The following is a 17,642-nucleotide window of genomic DNA, read 5'->3' as shown; positions in this document are numbered from 1 at the left end:
GGTGCGGTGTGGGGGCAGTGTGTGGGACAGCGGCCGCGGCCCGGGGCCGGTCAGGCCGGGAGCACCGGGTTGAGGCGTACCGCCAGCAGGGCCACGTCGTCGCGTCCGTCCGGGGGCAGGCGGTCGAGCAGCTCGGCGCAGGTCTCCTCGGGGTCGCCGGAGGTCTCGCTCACGACCGTGGCGAGCGAGTCCAGGGACCGCTGGAGGTCCTCGTGGCGGCGCTCGATCAGTCCGTCCGTGACCAGCAGGACGAGGGTCCCCGGGGCCGCGGTGATCCGCCGCGCGGGCGGGTGGGTCAGGCCGAGCCCGAGCAGGGGTCCGTGCTCGGTCACATAGGAGATCGTGCCGTCCGGGTCGCGCAGGAGAGGCGGGAGGTGACCGGCGTTCGCCACGTGGAGGGTGTCCGAGCCGAACTCGATCAGCATGACGCACAGGGTCACGGTGGCGCCGGGCTCCACGGCGGTGAGCAGGTGGTCGAGCCGGGAGAGGACGACCTCGGGCGGGTGCCCCTCCGCGGCGTACGCCCGCAGCGCGTGCCGTACCTGTCCCATCACCATCGCCGCGTCCAGCGAGTGCCCCGCGACGTCGCCGACGGCCACGACGAGGCCGGCGGGCGTGCTGATCGCCTCGTAGAAGTCGCCCCCGATCTCGGTGTGTTCGCTCGCCGGCAGATAGCGCACGGCGAGGTCTGCGCGGGCCGTCTCCGGCAGGCTCTCGGGAAGGAAGCTCCGCTGGAGGGTGAGCGCGAGGGCGTGCTCCTCGCTGTAGCTGCGCAGCGCCTCCAGGGCGAGCGCGGCGGCCTGGGTGAGCTGGGCGAGCAGTTCGTCGTCGTCCGCGGTGGTGACGGCGTCCGCGGGGGTGACGATGACGACCGGCGGCCGCTCGGGCTTCGCCCGGCCGACGACGGTGCGGCGGCGGGCCGGGGCCTCCAGGCCGGGCGGCAGGCACGGCAGCGCGGGGTGGGCGGTGCGCACGACCCGCGCGCCGATCTGCTCGCGCCGGGACACCGGATTCCAGGCCGGCATCGGATGGACCTGCGGCTCGGCGGGGTGCGCGGTGGCGTCGTCGTGCCAGGTGTGGGCGACCAGGGTGGTGCCCTGGGGGGTGGTGAGTACGGCGGCCACCTCGCAGCGGAAGATGGCCGCCGCGCCCTGGGCCGTCACCCGGACCAGTTCGTGCGCGTCCGCGGCGCTGTACAGGGCGAGGGTGGCGCAATTGAGCAAGTGAAGCCGCTCCGCGAGGAGTTCGGCGCGGCGGCGGGCCCGGGTGTAGCGCAGGGTCGCGGTGACGGTGGCGAGCAGCTCGTCGGGCGCGGTCGGCTCGACGAGGTAGGCGTCCGCGCCCCGGTACAGGCCCTGCGCCCGGTCGTTGACGGTGATGGCCGACGCGGAGATGTTGATCACCGGGACGGCGGCGGTAACCGGGTTGCCCTTGATGTGCTCGCACACCTCGAATCCGGTCATGTCCGGCAGCCGTACGTCGACGATGGCGATCTCGGGCAACCGGTCCGGGCGGTCGAGCAGTTCGAGCGCGCGCGTGCCGTCCTCGGCCTCGGTGACCTCGTGCCCGGCCCGCCGCAGGGTGGTCGCCATGACGTAGCGGTTGGTCGGGTCGTCGTCGACGACGAGGATGTGTGCCGGACGGTGGTCCTTGTCGGGTCGCTGGGTCATCTTTCCTCGGGCCTGGGCGGCGTGGGTGGTGGGGCGGTGTCGGACTGCCGGACGGGTGGTGCCGGCGGGGAGTCCACGGCGGCGGCGAGGTCGGCGGCCGTGAGGCGGGACTTGTTCAGGACCGCGCGGGCGTGGGCGAGCCGCGTGTGGTCCACGTCGGCGGGGTCGAGCGCGGTGAGGACCACGACGGGAACGCCGCGGGTCGCCGGTTCCCCCGCCAGCAGCCGCTGGACCTCGTATCCGTCGGGGCCGGGCATGTTGAGGTCGAGGAGGACGGCGTCCGGCTGCTCCCGCGCGACGGTCGCGAGGGCGCGGCCGCTGTCGGTGAGGACGGTGACGGACCCGGTGAGCCGGTCGAGGAGCGGGCGGAGCCCGGCCAGGAACGCCTCGTCGTCGTCGACGACCACGACGGACCGCCAGAGCCAGGCCGGGGAGCGGTTCTCCTGCCCCGGTTCCGTCCGCGCGGGCCCGGTGCCCTCGGCGTCGGGTGCGGGCTTGGGGAGGTGGGCGGGGATCTCGACGGTGACGCGGGTGCCGCGGCCGATCTCGCTGTCGAGGGTGAGCGTGCCGCCGATCAGTTCGGTCAGCCGGCGGGCGTAGGGCAGTCCGAGGCCGGTACCGGCCCGGCCGCGCTGATGCGGTCCGCGGACCTGGTAGAACTCCTCGAAGACGCGCTCCAGGTCGTCGGCCGGTATGCCCACTCCGGTGTCCTGGATCCGGAAGACGAAGCGGGCGCCGTCGTCGTGCTCGCGCTCCTCGACGTCCAGCGCAACCGTGCCCTCGGCGGTGAACTTCAGCGCGTTGGACAGGACGTTGCGCAGGACGCGGGTCAGCATGACCTCGTCGGTGCACAGGGGGTGCAACTGGGCGTGGTCGGGGATGTCGAGGGTCACCCCGGGTCGTGCGGTGCCCTGGAGGGTGCCCCGCAACTGGTGCAGCAGCGTCCGCAGGTCGGTGTCGACCGGGTGCGGCTCCAGGCGGCCGGACTCGGCCTTGGCGACGTCGAGCAGCTCGTCCACCAGGGCCAGGAGGGTGCTGCCCGACGTCTGGACGAGGGCGACCTGCCGGCGCTGCTCGGCCGTCAGCGGGTCCGCGCCGGGACCGAGCAGCAGCCGGGCCAGCGCGATGACGGAGTTCACCGGCGAGCGGAGCTCGTGGCTGACGTTGGCCCAGAAGCGGGTCCGGTACTCGCCCGCGAGTTCCAGCTGCCGTGTCTTGTCCTCCAGTTCCGCGTAGAGCGCGACGACGCCGCTGTTGGTCTCCTCCAGTTCGGCGGCCAGTTCGGAGTACAGCGCCAACACGCCCGCGTTGGTCTCCTCCAGTTCGGCGTTCAGCCGCTGCAGTTCCTCCTGCTGGGCCTGCGACTCCTCCAGGGCGGCGAGGAGCTGGCGGTTCTGCGTGCGCAGGGTGTCGATCAGGTCCGCCGCCCCCTCGACCCCGGCGAGCCGGGCCCGTACCGCGTCGGCGAGTTCGGCGGCGGACGGCCCGAAGGCGGGAGCGTGCTGTGCGAGGACCAGTTCGTGGCGGCGGCCGTCCGCGGAGAGCAGGCGGCAGTCGTCGAGCAGCCGGGTGCCCGCGGTCAGCAGCGTGGACGGCGGCCGGACGGGGCCGCGCCAGTGGAAACAGGCGGAGAGGGCAACGGTGTCGGTGCCTTCGAGGCAGAGCCGCGCGGTCAGCCCGGGTGCGCCGAGCAGGTTCTCCCCGGCCTCGCTGACCACGGTGGCCAGGCGGACCAGGGGAGCGCCCGTCAGGCCCACGGCCCGGCACGCCGACTGGCAGCAGCGGCGCAGGGTGACCACGTCGCGCGCTTCCCGCAGTGCGATGGTGATCAGTTCCCGGGCGGACGGTTCGGCGTTCACGGCTGCCTGTGCACGGCCACGACGATGCCTGCGTCGTCGCGGCGTACGGCGACCTGGTTCAGGATCTGCGCGGCGACCAGCGAGGGGTCGTGGGCGAGCAGACCGGGAAAGTCGGAGGGCTTCCAACGGTCGCTGAGGCCGTCGGAGTGCATGACCAGCGCGGCGCCGGGCGGGAAGCCCGCGTCGAAGGTGCGCAGGCGCGGCAGGTGACTTCCGACGATGCCCGGCATGGACAGCAGCCCGCTGCGCCCGTCGCGGCCGGCGACCAGCGCGGTGATGTTGCCGACCCCGCACAGCTCCACGCGGTGCCGGACGAGGTCGACGAGGGCGATCGCCACCGCCGCACCGCGGCTCCCGCGCAGCGCGTGGTGGATGTCCTGCAGCACGGCGGCGGGCTCGGTTCCACGGCTGTCGCGGAACGCGCCTCTGGCCAGGTCCCCGACCCGGGCGGCCAGCGGTCCGTGGCCGAGACCGTCGCACATGAGCAGCAGGAGGGCGTCGGAGGAGTCCCCGGCCGCGGTGCGCACGGCCCAGGTGTCGCCGCACACCTGCTCGCCGCCGATCGGCCGGGTCAGGCCTGCGGTCTCCACCGGGTCCGGCGCCGGGCCGCCGGCCCAGAAGCGTGCGAGGACGACCGTGCCGCGGCCGCGCAGGGAGTGCACGCCGAAGGCGTCGGCCAGACGTCCGATGGCGCCGAGGCCGATGCCCAGGCTGCCGGAGCCGGACGTCCCGTCGCGCAGGGCGCCCTGGATGTCGTCGATGCCGGGGCCGCTGTCGACGGACAGACACTCCACGGCGGCACGGTCGCGGGAGCGGACCACGCGCAGGACGAGGGCGCCGTCCTCGGCGTGCTTGAGGAGGTTGGTCGCCATCTCCGTGACGCACAGTTCGACCCGGGCGACGCGCTCCTCGGAGAGGCAGATGTCCCGGGCGAACTGCCCGGCCTGGCGGCGCGCGGCCGCCGCGAGGGCGACGTCGGTGCGCAGCCAGCACACCTCGCCGGCCTCGGTGAGGAGGGTTGCGTTCACCGTCCCCACTTCACAATGCGCACCGTGGTGCCCCCAGGTCCCGACTCGATGTGGAACTCGTCGACGAGCCGCTTGGCGCCGCTGAGACCGAGTCCCATGCCGTTGCCGGACGTCCAGCCGTCGGTGAGCGCCAGATCGACGTCCGGTATGCCCGGCCCCTGGTCCTGGAACTCAACGAAGATGCCGGCCCGGCCCGCGTCGTCGACGACGGCCGCGCGCACCACACCGCCGCCCCCGTAGATCAGCATGTTGCGGCCGAGTTCGCTGGCGGCGGTGACGAGTTTCGTCTGGTGGACCAGCGACAGGCCGCTGCGCTGGGCGAGGGTGCGCACCATCTGCCGTGCCGTGACCACGTCGCCGCTGCTGGCGACGGGCACCGCTTCCGCTGTGGTGCTCGTCGCGCCATAGTCCTTCATGCGCTGCCCGCGGTGTCCGCGGTGAGACGCCGCAGGAGCCACAGGCCGCGCTCGAGGTTGAGCGCGGTGCGGACGCCCTTCAGGGAGAGGCCGAGTTCGACGAGCGTCATCGCGACGGCGGGCCGCATGCCGACGACGATCGTCTCCGCGCCGAGCAGGCGCGAGATGGAGGCGTTGGTGGCCAGCATCCGCCCGACGAAGGAGTCGACGATCTCCAGGGCGGAGATGTCGATGACGACGCCCTTCGCGCCGGTGTCGACGATGCGGCGGGACAGGTCGTCCTGGAGGTCCATCACCATCTGGTCCTCCAGGTCCGTCTGGATGGAGACCAGTAGGATGTCGCCGATCTTGAGAACGGGGACGCGGTTGGTCACAGCAGGCCCCGCACGTCGTCGGCGCCGTCGCGGGCGACTTCGTTCAGCGCCTGGCGCAGCGCCTCGGACAGCGAGGCGTTGGTGGGGATGTCACCGAACTCGATACCGAGGGCCACGATGGTCTGGGCGATCTGCGGCCGGATGCCCGAGATGGTGCACTGCGCGCCCATCATGCGGGCGGCGACGACGGTCTTCAGCAGGTGCTGGGCAACCTGGGTGTCCACGGTCGGCACGCCGGTGATGTCGATGATGGCGTGGGTGGAGTTGCTGTCGACCAGGGTCTGCAGCAGCTTCTCCATGACCACCTGGGTGCGCGCGGAGTCCAGCGTGCCCACCAGGGGCACGCCCACGACGCCGTCCCACAGCTTCACCACGGGCGTGGAGAGTTCCAGGAGCTGCTCGGCCTGGGAGGAGATGATCTCCTCGCGGGTCCGGACGTACGCCTCCGTGGTGAGCAGGCTCAGGTCGTCCAGCAGACGGGCGAACTGCAGGTACACCCGGGCGCCCTCGTGGTCGTCCGTGAGGGTCGGCTCCAGCACCTCCTTGAGGGCGAGCACGCTGCGCGCGGTCTCGGTGGGGGTGAAGCCCTGCCGGGCCCGGTTCCGGGAGAGCTCGATCAGCAGGCTGCGCACCTCGCCGAAGGCGTCGCCCCGGCCGGACAGCCCGCCCGCCGCCAGGCCCTGGAGGACGGCCTCGTACAGCTCGCCCAGTTCTCGGCCCAGCTCGGCGACGCTCAGCCGGCCCTGCAGCGCTTCGCCGACGTTCCTGGTCCACTGGCCGAGGAACGTGTCACGCTGCGCCGTCAGTGTCTCGACCAGCAGTTTCGTGTTGCTGTCAGTCGCCACGTCCACCCCATCAAACACTTGATTGAATATGCCATGCAGACGATACGGCAAACGGACGGCTGTACGACGTGGTGCCGCGGGGCCACGGCCGGGCCGACGTGCGGCTCCTCCCCTCCCACCCCTCCCCCGGGCGGCCCCCGCTGCCCGCCGGGCGGGCGCTACTCCCCGACCTCCGGGCGGCCGGCCTGTACATAGCGGAGCCAGGGGTGTACGTCGCCGCTCCCCCGCACGTCGAAGCCCTGATCCTCGACGAGCCGCTCGAGCCGGTCGACGCGGTGGTGCGCCATGGCGTGCCCGAGTCCGGCCAGGACCAGGTGGCGGCCGACGCCGCTGCGGGGCGGCCGGAACTCCACGACCAGCAGGCGTCCGCCGGGCCGCAGCACGCGACGCATCTCACGCAGCGCCTTCGGCCGCAGGTCCTCCGGCAGGTGGTGCAGCATGAGGCTGGTCACGACGGTGTCGAAGGAGGCGTCCGGCAGGTCGAGCGCCTCCGCGATGCCCTCCCGGTACACGCACGGCGCCGCGTCCCGTCCGCCGCCGCCCTTGCGGCGGGCGTGGGCGAGGACGGTCGGCGACGGGTCGACGCCGGTGACCTCCCCCTCCGGCCCGGTCCGCGCGGCCATGCGCCGGGTCAGGTATCCGGTGCCGCATCCGACGTCCAGGACCCGGTCGCCGGGCCGCGCGCCGCTGAGGGCGGCCAGTTCGGTGAAGGCACGCCGCCGTCTGCCGCCGAAGCAGACCTCGGCGCACAGCTCGTAGGCCCGGGCGGGCCCGATCGTCACGCCCGGGGTGTCCGCGCGGGGCTTGCCCTGCATGAGTCTTCCGAGAGACATGAAAGCGTCACTCCCTAACTTAGTCGGGACTAAGTACAGGCCTAACTTAGTCCCGACTAAGAAATGCGGCAAGACCCGCATACGATGTCCGCGTGACCGAGTCCGACGCCCCCACCCCCGCGACCGCCGGCGGCAGCCGGAGGAGGCCGCGCACGCGCATGCCGGCGGCCGAGCGCCGGGCATCGATCCTGGCCGCCGCCACCGAGGTCTTCTCCGAGACCGGCTACCAGCGCGGCAAGGTCTCCGACATCGCCCGCAGGGTCGGGGTCACCGAACCGGTGGTCTTCCAGAACTTCGGCTCCAAGTCAGCGCTCTACCGGGCGGCTCTCGACCACGCGGCGGCCTCGGTGACCGAACGGCTCACCGCGGCCGCCGACGCGGGGCGGCCCGTTCCTGAGGTCCTGGCGGCGTTCCTCGACCCGGCCCACATGGACGACTTCCACCGGCCCGGCGCCCACGGCTTCCTCTTCGCCGACGCGGCCGCCCTCGCGCACGACCCCGCCCTCCACGAGGCCGCGCGCGACATCCACCAGCACTTCGCCGCCGCGCTCGGCGAGCTGCTGCGGCGCGGCCAGCGGGCGGGCGACATCCGCGACGACATCGAGGCGGAGGCCGCGGCCTGGTGGCTGATCTCCCTTCTCGCCGGCCGGTCCTTCCGTGCCGCGGTGGCACCGGACCAGGACGTCCTGGAGGCCGACCTCACCCGGCTGGCGCTGCGCTCGCTGCTGCGTGAGGCGCCGACGGGCGGATGTTCTGGTTGAGGTGGAACAGGTTGGTGGGGTCGTAGGCGTCCTTGACCCGGACGAGCCGTTCGTACACCGCACCGGGATAGGAGGCGCGCACCTTGTCCTGCGCGGCGTCCCCGGTGAAGTTGACGTACATCGCGCCGTGGCCGTGGCGGGCGATGTCAGCGCGGGCCCCGCGGGCCCAGGCGACGTGCGCGTCGAAGTCCGTCGCGTCCGGGGAGCGCGCGATCACGTTGCACAGCACGCTCGCCTCGCGCTGGCTGAACGCCGTGGCCTCCGCGGGTACGCGGGCGAAGGCGCCGCCCAGCTGGTGCAGGTGCACCTCGCTGAAGGGAGTCGGCGTGGCCGCGTGGTGCCGCAGCACCGCGTCGACCGCCGCGTCGGACGGCTCGATGAACGCCGAGGTGAAGTAGTTGTGGGCGCCGGCCGTCCACATGGGGTCCAGCAGGGTCTGCATGCCCAGGTACGGCATCGGGCCCATGAGGTCGGCGATCGGGGTGCCCAGGGCCCGCAGCGGGGCCACGGCCTCCTCGCCTTCCGCCGGGGTGCCCGCGTACATGCCGGCCAGCACCACGACCCGGGTGCCGTGGACCTCCTCCGGGAGGAACGGCAGCGGGGGCGCGGTGGTCATGACCAGCATCGTCGTCAGGTCGTCGGGCGCGTGCGCGGTCAGTTCGCGCCAGCGGGTGACGACCTGCCGGGCCTGTGCGGCGGGGTAGAAGACGAGGCCGCCGAGGATCTGCGGCCCGACGGGGTGCAGCGCGTACTCCAGCGAGGTGACGACACCGAAGTTGCCGCCGCCGCCCCGCAGGGCCCAGAACAGGTCCGGGTTCTCCCGCGCGTCGGCGCGCACCACGCGGCCGTCGGCGGTGACCACCTCGGCCGCCGTCAGGTTGTCGCTGGCCAGGCCGTGGCGGCGCAGCAGCCAGCCCACCCCGCCGCCGAGCGTGAAGCCCGCGATGCCGGTCGACGACACGAGGCCGCCGGTCACGGCGAGGCCGAAGACCTGCGTCTCGTGGTCGAGGTCGCCCCAGGTCACGCCGCCCTGGGCGGCCACCCGGCGGCGTACGGGGTCGACGGTCACGCCCTTCATCGGCGAGAGGTCGATGACGACGCCGTCGTCGCAGGTGGAGAACCCGGCGATGCTGTGGGCGCCGCCGCGCACCGCGACGGGCAGGTCCTGGCTGCGGGCGAACTCCACGGCGCGGACCACGTCCGCGGTCCCGGCGCAGCGCACGACGAGGGCCGGGTGCTTGTCGTGGGTCGCGTTCCAGACCGCGCGGGCCTGGTCGTAGGCGGCGTCTCCCGGGCGGACGACCGTGCCGCGCAGGCCCGCCTCCAGCTCGTTGATGGTGGCGTCCCCCAGGACGCCCCTCGCGGTGTCGATCGACATGGCCGGCTCCTCGGTGGTGAGTGTTCCGCTTCGACACCAAGGACCGTAGGAAGCGTCTCTTAGCACTCACTCAGCAGCCGCTTTGCGGGGCGGTCGGGCCGGCGTCGGCTCGACGACCGCGTTGCGCCCGTGGCCGCGCCCGGTTCAAACCGCCGTTCCCCGCCCGCCACCGCGCGCGCTGGGCGCGCTCTCCGCGAGCCGTGGCCCGGCACGCCACCGGCAGGCGCGACGCGGGCCCGTCGGCGCCCACTCGGCGCTTCTCCGCAACCGAGCCCGGCGTCACTCGGCCGTCGCGCTCTGCGGGTGGGGCAGTGCGCGGCTCAGGGCGGCCGGGCCGCGGGGGTCGCCGAGGCGGGCGAAGAGGTCCTCGGCCCGCGCGGCCGACACCCGGGCGGCGTCGCGGTCCCCCGCCTGCCAGTCCAGCCGTGCCAGCATGAGCGCGACCCAGCCGGCCGCGCAGGGCGACCCGGCGACGTGCTCCAGGCTCCGGGCCCGGGTCAGCAGGGCGCGGGCCTCCTCCGCGTCTCCCGCCGCCCGGGCCACCAGTCCGAGGTGCAGCAGGCTGTTGGTGGCGCCCGGGATGTCGTCGGTCTCCTCGAACCCGGCGAGGGCGCGCGCGACGGCGGACCGCGCGCCGGTGGTGTCCCCCTCGGCCAGCCGGAGCAGGCCGAGGCAGCCGAGGGTGATGCCCTCCTCCCGGCGGTCGCCGAGGCGGCGCCGGAGCGCCAGGGCGGCGTCGAGGTACTCGCGGGCCGCGTCGAAGTCGCCGTGGGCGCGGCAGATGTTGCCGAGGGCGTTGAGTGCCAGGGACTCGCCGTGCGGGTCGGCGAGCGCGCGGAAGCGGTCGGCACCGCGTTCGGCCGCCGTCCGGGCGCCGGCCGGATCGCCGTCCAGGCGCGCCGCCCAGGCGAGCGTGGACAGCACGTAACCGCGGGCCCGGGCCGTGCCGACCGTGCGGCCCCCGAGCACCGTCTCCTCGAAGAACAGCGACACGAGCCGCTCCGACTCGTCCTCCTCCACCACGTAACCCGGAGTCATGACCGGGAAGAAGGGCGACCGTCCCTCCGCCGTCCCGTCGAGCAGCCGCAGGCTCTCCGCGCAGGCCGCGCGGGCCGCCGCCGCCTGGCCGCGGCAGACGGCCCAGACGCCCTCGTGGTGGGCGACGACGGCGAGCACGGCGGGGTCGCCCGCCTCCCGGGCGAGCTCCCGGGCCCGGTCGAGCGCCGTCCGGGCCCGGTCCCAGCCGCCGCGCATCCACAGCAGAACGGCCTGCTGGAAGTGGGCGTACGCGAGGGCCGCCGGGTCATCCCGCCGCTGGTGGATCCCGACGATCTGCGCCCCGAGGTCCTCCAGCGCGGACCCGTCCCCGAGGCGGATCGCCAGCACGCCCTGCCCCATCAGCGCGCGGGCGCGCTGCGGCGTGGGCCGCGGGGCCGCGGCCAGCGTGTCGTCCAGCCACCGCCGCCCCTCCGCCAGGCGCCCGCGTTCGGACCAGAACAGCCGCAGCGCGACCGCCAGGCGCAGCGCGCCGTCCGGGTCGGTGCGCAGCAGCGAGCGCAACGCGGCGCGGAGGTTGCCGTAGTCGGCCTCCAGCTCCAGTGAGGGCGCCCCGGAGATGCCGGTGGGGGGCTCGTGGTCGCGGGCCAGGGCCAGTTCCAGGTAGAAGCGGCGGTGGCGCGCCTCGGTGGCCGGCAGTTCCCCGGCGATCCGCAGGCGCTCGGCCGCAAACTGCCGGATCGTCTCCAGCAGGCGGTAGCGCGCCTCGTCCGGGTGGGGCTCGACCGTCACCAGGGACTTGTCGGCCAGCCGGCCGAGGAGGTCGAGGACCGTCGCACGCGCGGTGCCGTCGGAGCACACCTGCTCGGCGGCGGCCAGCGAGAACCCGCCCGTGAAGACGGCGAGCCGGCGGAACAGGCACCGCTCCTCCTCGTCCAGCAGCCGATGGCTCCATTCCAGGGTCGCCAGCAGCGTCTCCTGCCGGGTGACGCCGTGCCGGCTGCCCCGGCCGAGCAGGGCCAGGGCGTCGTCGAGCCGTTCGGCGATCTGGCGCGGGGCCAGCAGGCGCACCCGGGCCGCCGCCAGCTCCAGGGCCAGGGGCATGCCGTCGAGCCGGAAGCAGATCTGCGCGACGTCGGCGGCGTTGCCCGGCCTCAGCCGGAAACCGGGGGCGGCGTCGGCGGCCCGCTCCACGAACAGCCGTACGGACGCGAAGCGGCCCAGTTCCGGCACGGGCGGCAGCCGGCGCGGGTCCGGCAGGCCCAGGGACGGCACTCGGAAGCAGCGCTCGCCGTAGCTGCGCAGCGGCTCACGGCTGGTCGCGAGCACGGCGATCCGCGGGCAGCGGGCGATGATCGCGGAGACCAGGGCGGCACAGGCGTCGACCAGGTGCTCACAGTTGTCCAGCACCAGCAGCAGCTCCCGGCCGGCGAGCTGGGCGACCAGTGCTTCCCGGGCGTCGCCGGAGGGCGGGAGCTGGAGCCCCAGCACGGCGGCGACCGCGTCCGGTACGAGGTGCGGCTCGGTGAGTGCGGCGAGGTCGACGAACCACACCCCGTCCCGGTGGGTGCCTGTCCGGCGGGCCGCCACGGCGAGCGCGAGCCGGGTCTTGCCGCATCCGCCCGCCCCGGTCAGGGTGAGCAGCCCGCGGCGCCCGAGCAGCGCCTCCACCTCGGTCGTCTCGCGCTCCCGGCCGATGAGGCCGGTCGGCTGCGCCGGCAGGTTGTGCCGGGGCGCCTCCCGCTGTTCCTCCCCGGTGCCGGCGGCGCCGGGCCGCTCCGGCTCCACCTCGACGGAGTCGGCCAGCAGCGCGCGGTAGAGGCTGCGCGTCCGGGGGTCGGGGTCGGCGCCCGTGTCGCGGCGCAGCGCGTCCCGCAGCCGCTCGTAGGCGGCCAGCGCGTCGCGGCGCCGTCCGGCGTCGGCCAGGGCCCCCATCAGGGCGCGCCCGGCGGGTTCGTCCAGAGGGTCCTCGGCGACCAGCACCCGCAGGACGTCGACGGCCTCGTCCGGGCGGTCCTCGCGCCGCAGCGCCTCGGCCAGGCCCAGTCTCAACGCGGTGCGCCGGGTCTCGAGCGCGGCGGCCGCCTCGTCCGTCCAGGGCTCGTACGGGTCCTCGGGGAGCAGTCCCGGTTCGGCCAGGGCGAGCGCGGCCCGGTACCGTGCCGCGGTGCCGTCGTCCGCGGTGAACCGGACCGCCGCCTCGAACTCGTCGAGGTCGACGCGCACCCCGCCCTCCGGGCCGAGCAGCACCAGGTCGTCCCGGAGGACCAGGACGTCCCCCGGTGTCCCCGCGGAGGCCAGCGCACGGCGCGCGGCGTGCAGCACCTGGTGCAGGTTGTTCGACGCGGACGACGGGTCGAGGCCGGGCCACAGGAGGTCGTACAGCTTCTCGCGGTGCATCCGGTGACCCGGTGCCAGGCACAGCACCTTCAGCAGGCTGCGGGCCTTGCGCAGCCGCCACGCCCCGGCGGCCACCGGGCGGTCTCCGACCGCCACCGCGAATCCGCCGAGGAGCCGGATGCGTACCTCATCGGCCATGGTCGTCCTCACGAGCAGGCTACCGCCCGGCCGGTGGCGGGTCCCGCGGTGAGGGCGGGGAGCCTGCTGGGGGGGAAGAGCGCTGGGAGCACGGAAAGCCTGCTGAGGGGGAAGTGCGAGCGCGGGGAGGGCGCGGGGCTCGGAGGCCGCCCCCCGGCGCTGGTTTCCCGTGGAGCAGAGCCAGGGGGCGGGTCAGGAGCCCGATCCGGAACCCACGCACCTTGCTTCGGTGCGGCGGCGGCCCGCGGATGCAGCCGCCGCCGGCTCGGATCATGCTGGGGTCATGCCTCCTGGACCGCCCGTGGTCGTGTACCCGCCCGCCGAGGACGGCGGACGGCGGGTCCGGGTGGGCGACCACTTCTTCGGCATGGCGTACGGGCCGCTGGACGTGGTCGACTTCCTGCGGCGGGCCGGGATCGAGGAGGCCGACCGGGCCTACGTCACGCAGTCGCGGCGGATCGAGTGGCGGGGCGGCGGCCCTGGCGTGTGGGAGCGCCACTACGGCTGACCCGGAGGGGCCGTGGGAGCGCGCGGACCGATCGGAGCCCCCGCCCGATCAGGGCGTTCGACCGCTCAGAGCCCGTGGACGGACCGGAGCCCGCGGACCGATCAGAGTCTGACGACGATCAGGGCGATGTCGTCGCGGCCCCCGCTGGCGACCCCCAGCCGGGCCAGCAGGGTGTCGGCGAGCTGTTCGGTACCGAGTCGGGCGCAGTCGGTGACCGCGTCGGCCAGCCGGCGCAGGCCTTCGTCGATGTCCTCGTTGCGGCGTTCGATGAGGCCGTCGGTGTAGAGCACCAGGGTGTCGCCGCGCTTGTAGTGCACGCTGGCCTGGGGGCGCGGGACGTGCTGCGGGCGGGTGCCCAGGGGCGGGTCGGTGGCCTGGTCGAGCAGTTCGTAGCCGCCGTCGGGGTGGGCGAGGATGGCCGGCGGGTGGCCGGCGGTGCTGTAGGTGATCAGACAGCTGCGGGTGTCGACCATCGCCTTGACCGCGGTGGTGCCGAGGGCCCCCTCGACCGACCGCGCGTACAGGCCGAGCACCTCCAGCGCCTGCGCGGGACGTTCCTGGGCGCGGATGGCGGCGGACAGGGCGCTGCGGAGCATGCCCATGACGGCGGCGGCCTGGAGGCCGTGGCCGATGACGTCGCCGACGGCGAGGGCGAGCCGGTCCGGCGGGATGTCGACGACGTCGTACCAGTCGCCGCAGATGTTCAGCGAGCCGGTGGCGGGCAGGTAGCGCACCGCGACGTCGTGCCGGTGGTGGGCCAGGTCGGGGGCGTGCAGCATGGCCTCCTGGAGCGTGACCGCGACCTCGCGTTCGCGGGCGTGGGCCCGCCGCAACTCCTCGTTCAGCCGCTGCAGTTCCCGTGCCCGCGCGTACAGTTCGGCCTCCAGCGCCTGGGCCTCCTCCAGGTGGACGTCCAGCCGCAGACCGGGGTGGGTGGCCCGGTGGGCCTTGATGTACGCGGTGACGTCCTCCACCCGGTGGATGATCCACGCCACCTGGCCGTCGGGGCCGAGGACGGGCGTGTTGACCGGGGACCACCAGCGTTCCTCGAACATGCCGGTCCGGCCGGGCACCGGGATGTCGTACTTCTGCAGCGCCATGGTGTCCGGACGGCGGGTGCTGAGCACCCGGTGCAGGGAGGCGTTGAGGTTGAGCACGCCGTCGGCCTCGGGGTCGGCGGGGTTGTCGGGGAACGCCGTGAAGACGTGCTGGCCGACCAGCTCCTCGTGGGTCCGCCCCGTCACTTCCAGGTAGGCGTCGTTCACATCGACGATCACCAGGTCGGGGCCGAGGACCAGGTAGGGGCTGGGCGTGGCCGCGAACAGCGCGGCATGATCGACCTGCGGTGCCATCGTCTTTCCCGTCCCGCCGTCCTCGCCGACTCTGCCCAATCTAGGGTCGGCCGCCGGATACCGCCTCCGCGTGGCACCCTTCGGCCGGCGCCGGAGGCCGGTCGCGGACGCCCCGGCTCAGCGGGCCACGGCCACGGGGGCCGGGTGGGGGGCGTCGCGCAGGCCGAGGCGGAGGTGCTCCACGTGGTAGAGGGCCTGCTCGAGGAGCTCGGCGACGTGGTTGTCGTACAGCGCGTAGATGACCGAGCGCCCCCGGCGCTCGCCGGTGACCAGGCCGAGGTTGCGCAGCAGGCGCAGCTGGTGGGAGCAGGCGGACTGCTCCATGCCGACCGCGTCGGCGAGTTCCGTGGCCGCGCAGGGCCCTTCCTGGAGGCGGGCCAGGATCCGTAGCCGGGACGGTGTGGCGAGGGCCTGCAGCGTGGCGGCCACGTCGGCGGCGCCCACGGTCTCCAGGCGCTCGCGCGCGGTGGCGGTGGTCTTGGCGTCAGCTCCGTGGCCCATGGCCTTCATCCTACGGAGAACGACTCATGAACGCATGAACGCTTCTTCATGCACTCCTGTACGGTGGCGGGAGCGGTGCCGCCCCTCCGGCTGCCCGCGCATCCCGTTCACGCTCCCGCGAAGGACTTCCGCACCGATGACCTCCACCCTGGCCCCGGCCCCGGTCGACCGGGCCGCGCCCCACCGCGCGAGCGGTGCTCCCCGGCGCCGCACCCGGGTGTTCGCGCTGCCCGAGGCCCGCTGGGCGGCCACGGCCACCGTGCTCTTCCTGCTCGCCCTGCCTCTGCATCTGGCCGGCGCCCCGGCCTGGACCTGGGGCCCGCTGTACGCGCTGACGTACGTCTCGGGCGGGTGGGAGCCGGGCCGGGCGGGGCTGCGGGCGCTGCGGGAGAGGACCCTCGACGTCGATCTGCTGATGGTCGTCGCCGCGCTCGGGGCGGCGGCGATCGGGCAGGTGATGGAGGGCGCGCTGCTCATCGTCATCTTCGCCACCTCGGGGGCGCTGGAGGCGCTCGCCACGGCCCGGACCGCCGACTCCGTCCGGGGGCTGCTCGACCTGGCTCCCGCCACGGCCACCCGCGTGGACGGCGACGGTGGCGAGGAGACCGTCCGCCTGCCGGAGCTGTCCGTCGGCGACACCGTGCTCGTCCGGCCCGGCGAGCGGGTCGGCGCCGACGGCCGGGTGCTCGACGGCGCCAGTGAGGTCGATCAGGCCACCATCACCGGCGAACCCCTGCCCGTGGCCAAGGAGAAGGGCGACGAGGTCTTCGCCGGCACGCTCAACGGCACCGGCGCGCTGCGCGTGCGCGTGGAGCGGGACGCCTCCGACACGGTGATCGCGCGGATCGTCCGCATGGTCGAGGAGGCGTCCGAGACCAAGGCGCCGACCCAGTTGTTCATCGAGAAGGTCGAACAGCGCTACTCGCTGGGCATGGTGGCCGCGACCCTCGCCGTGTTCCTGGTGCCGCTCGCCGTCGGCGCGGCGCTCAGTGACGCGCTGCTGCGGGCCATGACCTTCATGATCGTGGCCTCGCCCTGCGCCGTCGTCCTGGCCACGATGCCGCCCCTGCTGTCCGCCATCGCCAACGCCGGACGGCACGGCGTGCTGGTCAAGTCGGCCGTGGTCATGGAGCGGCTGGGTCAGATCGACGCGGTGGCGCTGGACAAGACCGGCACGCTGACGGAGGGCGCGCCCCGGGTGAGCGACGTACGGCCGTTCCCCGGATCCGGTCTGGAGCCCGGTGAGTTGCTGGTGCTCGCGGCCGCCGCGGAGCACCCGAGCGAGCATCCGCTGGCGCGGGCGGTGGTCGACGCGGCCCGCGAGCGGGGGCTCGCCCTCCCGGCGGCGGAGGACTTCGCCTCCACGCCCGGCGTCGGCGTGACCGCCACCGTCGACGGGCGCGCGGTCGCGGTCGGCGCCCCGGCGCGGCTGCTGCGCGGAAGGGCGGACGCCGCCGCGGCGCGTGCCGCCGTCCTCGCCGCCGAGCTGGAGGAGGGCGGACGGACGGCGGTACTGGTGACGGTGGACGGCTCCCCGGTGGGTGCCCTCGGCATCGCCGACCGGCTGCGTCCGGGCGCAGCCGCGACGGTCTCCGCCCTGACGTCGCTCACCGGCACCGCACCCCTGCTGCTCACCGGCGACAACCCGCGCGCCGCCGCCCGCCTCGCCGCTGAGGCCGGCATCGAGGAGGTGCGCGCAGGGCTGCTGCCCCAGGAGAAGGTGGGCGCGGTCGGGGAGCTGGAGGCGGCCGGCCGCAGGGTGATGGTGGTGGGCGACGGCGTGAACGACGCCCCCGCGCTGGCCGCCGCGCACACCGGCGTCGCCATGGGCCGGGCCGGGTCCGACCTGGCGCTGGAGACCGCCGACGCGGTGATCGTCCGCGACGAGCTCGCCACCGTTCCCGCCGTGATCGCGCTGTCGCGCCGGGCGCGCCGGCTCGTCGTGCAGAACCTCGTCGTCGCCGGGGTGTTCATCACCGGTCTGGTCCTGTGGGACCTCGCCGGCACCCTGCCGCTGCCGCTGGGTGTCGCGGGGCACGAGGGCTCGACCGTCATCGTCGGCCTCAACGGGCTGCGGCTGCTGCGCGAGGCCGCCTGGAAGCGGGCCACCGCATGAGCCGGCGCAGGACGTCCGCACGGGCCGCGCAGGCCGCGCCCCGCTGCACCGTGACCGTGTGCCGGGGATGCTGCTGCGGCACCGGCAAGATCCCCGGCGTGGACCACGAGGCCCAACTCGCCACTTTGAGGGCGGAGCTGGGGTCGATCGCCCAGGTGCGGGCGGTGAACTGCCTGGACGCCTGCGAACAGGCCAACGTCGTCGTCGTACAACCGTCGGCGACCGGGCGCGCCGCGGGCGGGCGGCCGGTCTGGCTCGGGCTGGTCAACGATCCCGACGCCACGGCCGACATCACGGCCTGGGTCGGCGCCGGCGGACCGGGGCTCGCCGAAGTGCCGGAGATCCTCGACCTGTACGTGTTCTCCCCGTCCCGACGCGTACGGCGGGCCGTGGAGGAGGACTGAGCCTTTCTCGGGGGCCATGGAGACTTCTGAGCCCCCGTCATGTGTCCTGACGCATGCGGGACG

General features: G+C 74.5%; 15 protein-coding genes. 4 read left to right on the top strand and 11 right to left on the bottom strand.

The features are described 5' to 3' along the window. Nucleotides 1–50: 50 nt before the first annotated feature. The 7 genes from ACF1A5_RS07720 to ACF1A5_RS07690 all read right to left on the bottom strand — a co-directional run bounded on the left by ACF1A5_RS07720 (nt 51) and on the right by ACF1A5_RS07690 (nt 7,025). Nucleotides 51–1,670, bottom strand: a complete 1,620-nt coding sequence (locus ACF1A5_RS07720) for a SpoIIE family protein phosphatase (protein WP_392191929.1) — start codon at nt 1,668–1,670, stop codon at nt 51–53. Next, nucleotides 1,667–3,529 (bottom strand): ATP-binding protein, encoded by a 1,863-nt coding sequence (locus tag ACF1A5_RS07715; protein ID WP_392191928.1) that lies wholly within the window; start codon nt 3,527–3,529, stop codon nt 1,667–1,669. Before ACF1A5_RS07715 ends, ACF1A5_RS07720 begins: the two co-directional genes overlap by 4 nt. After that, nucleotides 3,526–4,557, bottom strand: coding sequence for an ATP-binding protein (locus ACF1A5_RS07710; protein ID WP_392191927.1), 1,032 nt, complete (start codon nt 4,555–4,557; stop codon nt 3,526–3,528). The genes ACF1A5_RS07715 and ACF1A5_RS07710 overlap by 4 nt, the downstream gene beginning before the upstream one ends. Beyond that, entirely contained in the window at nt 4,554–4,973 is a 420-nt protein-coding gene (locus ACF1A5_RS07705) for an anti-sigma regulatory factor (protein WP_392191926.1), read from the bottom strand. Before ACF1A5_RS07705 ends, ACF1A5_RS07710 begins: the two co-directional genes overlap by 4 nt. Next, on the bottom strand, nt 4,970–5,347 hold the full coding sequence (locus ACF1A5_RS07700; RefSeq protein WP_392191925.1) for an STAS domain-containing protein: 378 nt from the start codon (nt 5,345–5,347) through the stop codon (nt 4,970–4,972). The genes ACF1A5_RS07705 and ACF1A5_RS07700 overlap by 4 nt, the downstream gene beginning before the upstream one ends. After that, entirely contained in the window at nt 5,344–6,192 is an 849-nt protein-coding gene (locus ACF1A5_RS07695) for an STAS domain-containing protein (RefSeq protein WP_392191924.1), read from the bottom strand. Before ACF1A5_RS07695 ends, ACF1A5_RS07700 begins: the two co-directional genes overlap by 4 nt. Nucleotides 6,193–6,350: 158 nt before the next feature. Beyond that, on the bottom strand, nt 6,351–7,025 hold the full coding sequence (locus tag ACF1A5_RS07690; RefSeq protein WP_392191923.1) for a class I SAM-dependent methyltransferase: 675 nt from the start codon (nt 7,023–7,025) through the stop codon (nt 6,351–6,353). A gap of 92 nt (nt 7,026–7,117) precedes the next feature. Between ACF1A5_RS07690 and ACF1A5_RS07685 the strand changes: the two genes are divergently transcribed. Continuing rightward, on the top strand, nt 7,118–7,786 hold the full coding sequence (locus ACF1A5_RS07685) for a TetR/AcrR family transcriptional regulator (RefSeq protein ID WP_392191922.1): 669 nt from the start codon (nt 7,118–7,120) through the stop codon (nt 7,784–7,786). On the opposite strand, the gene ACF1A5_RS07680 is transcribed toward ACF1A5_RS07685, so the two are convergent. Both ACF1A5_RS07680 and ACF1A5_RS07675 read right to left on the bottom strand, forming a co-directional pair. Continuing rightward, entirely contained in the window at nt 7,725–9,164 is a 1,440-nt protein-coding gene (locus tag ACF1A5_RS07680; RefSeq protein WP_392191921.1) for an FAD-binding oxidoreductase, read from the bottom strand. The genes ACF1A5_RS07685 and ACF1A5_RS07680 overlap by 62 nt on opposite strands. A 279-nt stretch (nt 9,165–9,443) precedes the next feature. Next, complete coding sequence (locus ACF1A5_RS07675) at nt 9,444–12,698, bottom strand: BTAD domain-containing putative transcriptional regulator (RefSeq protein WP_392191920.1); 3,255 nt, start codon at nt 12,696–12,698, stop codon at nt 9,444–9,446. A gap of 283 nt (nt 12,699–12,981) precedes the next feature. On the opposite strand from ACF1A5_RS07675, the gene ACF1A5_RS07670 reads away from it, so the two are divergent. Next, the gene (locus ACF1A5_RS07670; RefSeq protein ID WP_392191919.1) at nt 12,982–13,206 is read left to right on the top strand and encodes a hypothetical protein; all 225 of its coding nucleotides are present in this window, start codon (nt 12,982–12,984) and stop codon (nt 13,204–13,206) included. Between the two features lie 101 nt (nt 13,207–13,307). On the opposite strand, the gene ACF1A5_RS07665 is transcribed toward ACF1A5_RS07670, so the two are convergent. Next, the gene (locus ACF1A5_RS07665) at nt 13,308–14,558 is read right to left on the bottom strand and encodes a SpoIIE family protein phosphatase (RefSeq protein ID WP_392191918.1); all 1,251 of its coding nucleotides are present in this window, start codon (nt 14,556–14,558) and stop codon (nt 13,308–13,310) included. A 117-nt stretch (nt 14,559–14,675) separates the two neighbouring features. Further along, the gene (locus ACF1A5_RS07660) at nt 14,676–15,059 is read right to left on the bottom strand and encodes an ArsR/SmtB family transcription factor (protein WP_392191917.1); all 384 of its coding nucleotides are present in this window, start codon (nt 15,057–15,059) and stop codon (nt 14,676–14,678) included. 136 nt (nt 15,060–15,195) lie between these two features. Here ACF1A5_RS07660 and ACF1A5_RS07655 point away from each other — a divergent pair, with 136 nt between their 5' ends. Together ACF1A5_RS07655 and ACF1A5_RS07650 are read left to right on the top strand one after the other, a co-directional pair. Then, entirely contained in the window at nt 15,196–17,175 is a 1,980-nt protein-coding gene (locus ACF1A5_RS07655; RefSeq protein ID WP_392191916.1) for a heavy metal translocating P-type ATPase, read from the top strand. Next, the gene (locus ACF1A5_RS07650; RefSeq protein WP_392191915.1) at nt 17,172–17,579 is read left to right on the top strand and encodes a (2Fe-2S) ferredoxin domain-containing protein; all 408 of its coding nucleotides are present in this window, start codon (nt 17,172–17,174) and stop codon (nt 17,577–17,579) included. Before ACF1A5_RS07655 ends, ACF1A5_RS07650 begins: the two co-directional genes overlap by 4 nt. Nucleotides 17,580–17,642: the final 63 nt, after the last annotated feature.

The organism is Streptomyces sp. NPDC014864 (genome assembly GCF_043081525.1).
Taxonomy (GTDB): Bacteria; Actinomycetota; Actinomycetes; order Streptomycetales; family Streptomycetaceae; genus Streptomyces.
Note: the sequence above shows the minus strand (reverse complement) of the source record. Positions and strands in the feature narration are given on the sequence as shown.

Bases quoted from the DNA above. Each gene is read 5' to 3' on its own strand.
- ACF1A5_RS07720 (WP_392191929.1), bottom strand. From the start codon at position 1,670: ATGACCCAGCGACCCGACAAGGACCACCGTCCGGCACACATCCTCGTC.
- ACF1A5_RS07705 (WP_392191926.1), bottom strand. From the start codon at position 4,973: ATGAAGGACTATGGCGCGACGAGCACCACAGCGGAAGCGGTGCCCGTC.
- ACF1A5_RS07690 (WP_392191923.1), bottom strand. From the start codon at position 7,025: ATGTCTCTCGGAAGACTCATGCAGGGCAAGCCCCGCGCGGACACCCCG.
- ACF1A5_RS07680 (WP_392191921.1), bottom strand. From the start codon at position 9,164: ATGTCGATCGACACCGCGAGGGGCGTCCTGGGGGACGCCACCATCAAC.
- ACF1A5_RS07675 (WP_392191920.1), bottom strand. From the start codon at position 12,698: ATGGCCGATGAGGTACGCATCCGGCTCCTCGGCGGATTCGCGGTGGCG.
- ACF1A5_RS07670 (WP_392191919.1), top strand. From the start codon at position 12,982: ATGCCTCCTGGACCGCCCGTGGTCGTGTACCCGCCCGCCGAGGACGGC.
- ACF1A5_RS07665 (WP_392191918.1), bottom strand. From the start codon at position 14,558: ATGGCACCGCAGGTCGATCATGCCGCGCTGTTCGCGGCCACGCCCAGC.
- ACF1A5_RS07660 (WP_392191917.1), bottom strand. From the start codon at position 15,059: ATGGGCCACGGAGCTGACGCCAAGACCACCGCCACCGCGCGCGAGCGC.
- ACF1A5_RS07655 (WP_392191916.1), top strand. From the start codon at position 15,196: ATGACCTCCACCCTGGCCCCGGCCCCGGTCGACCGGGCCGCGCCCCAC.
- ACF1A5_RS07650 (WP_392191915.1), top strand. From the start codon at position 17,172: ATGAGCCGGCGCAGGACGTCCGCACGGGCCGCGCAGGCCGCGCCCCGC.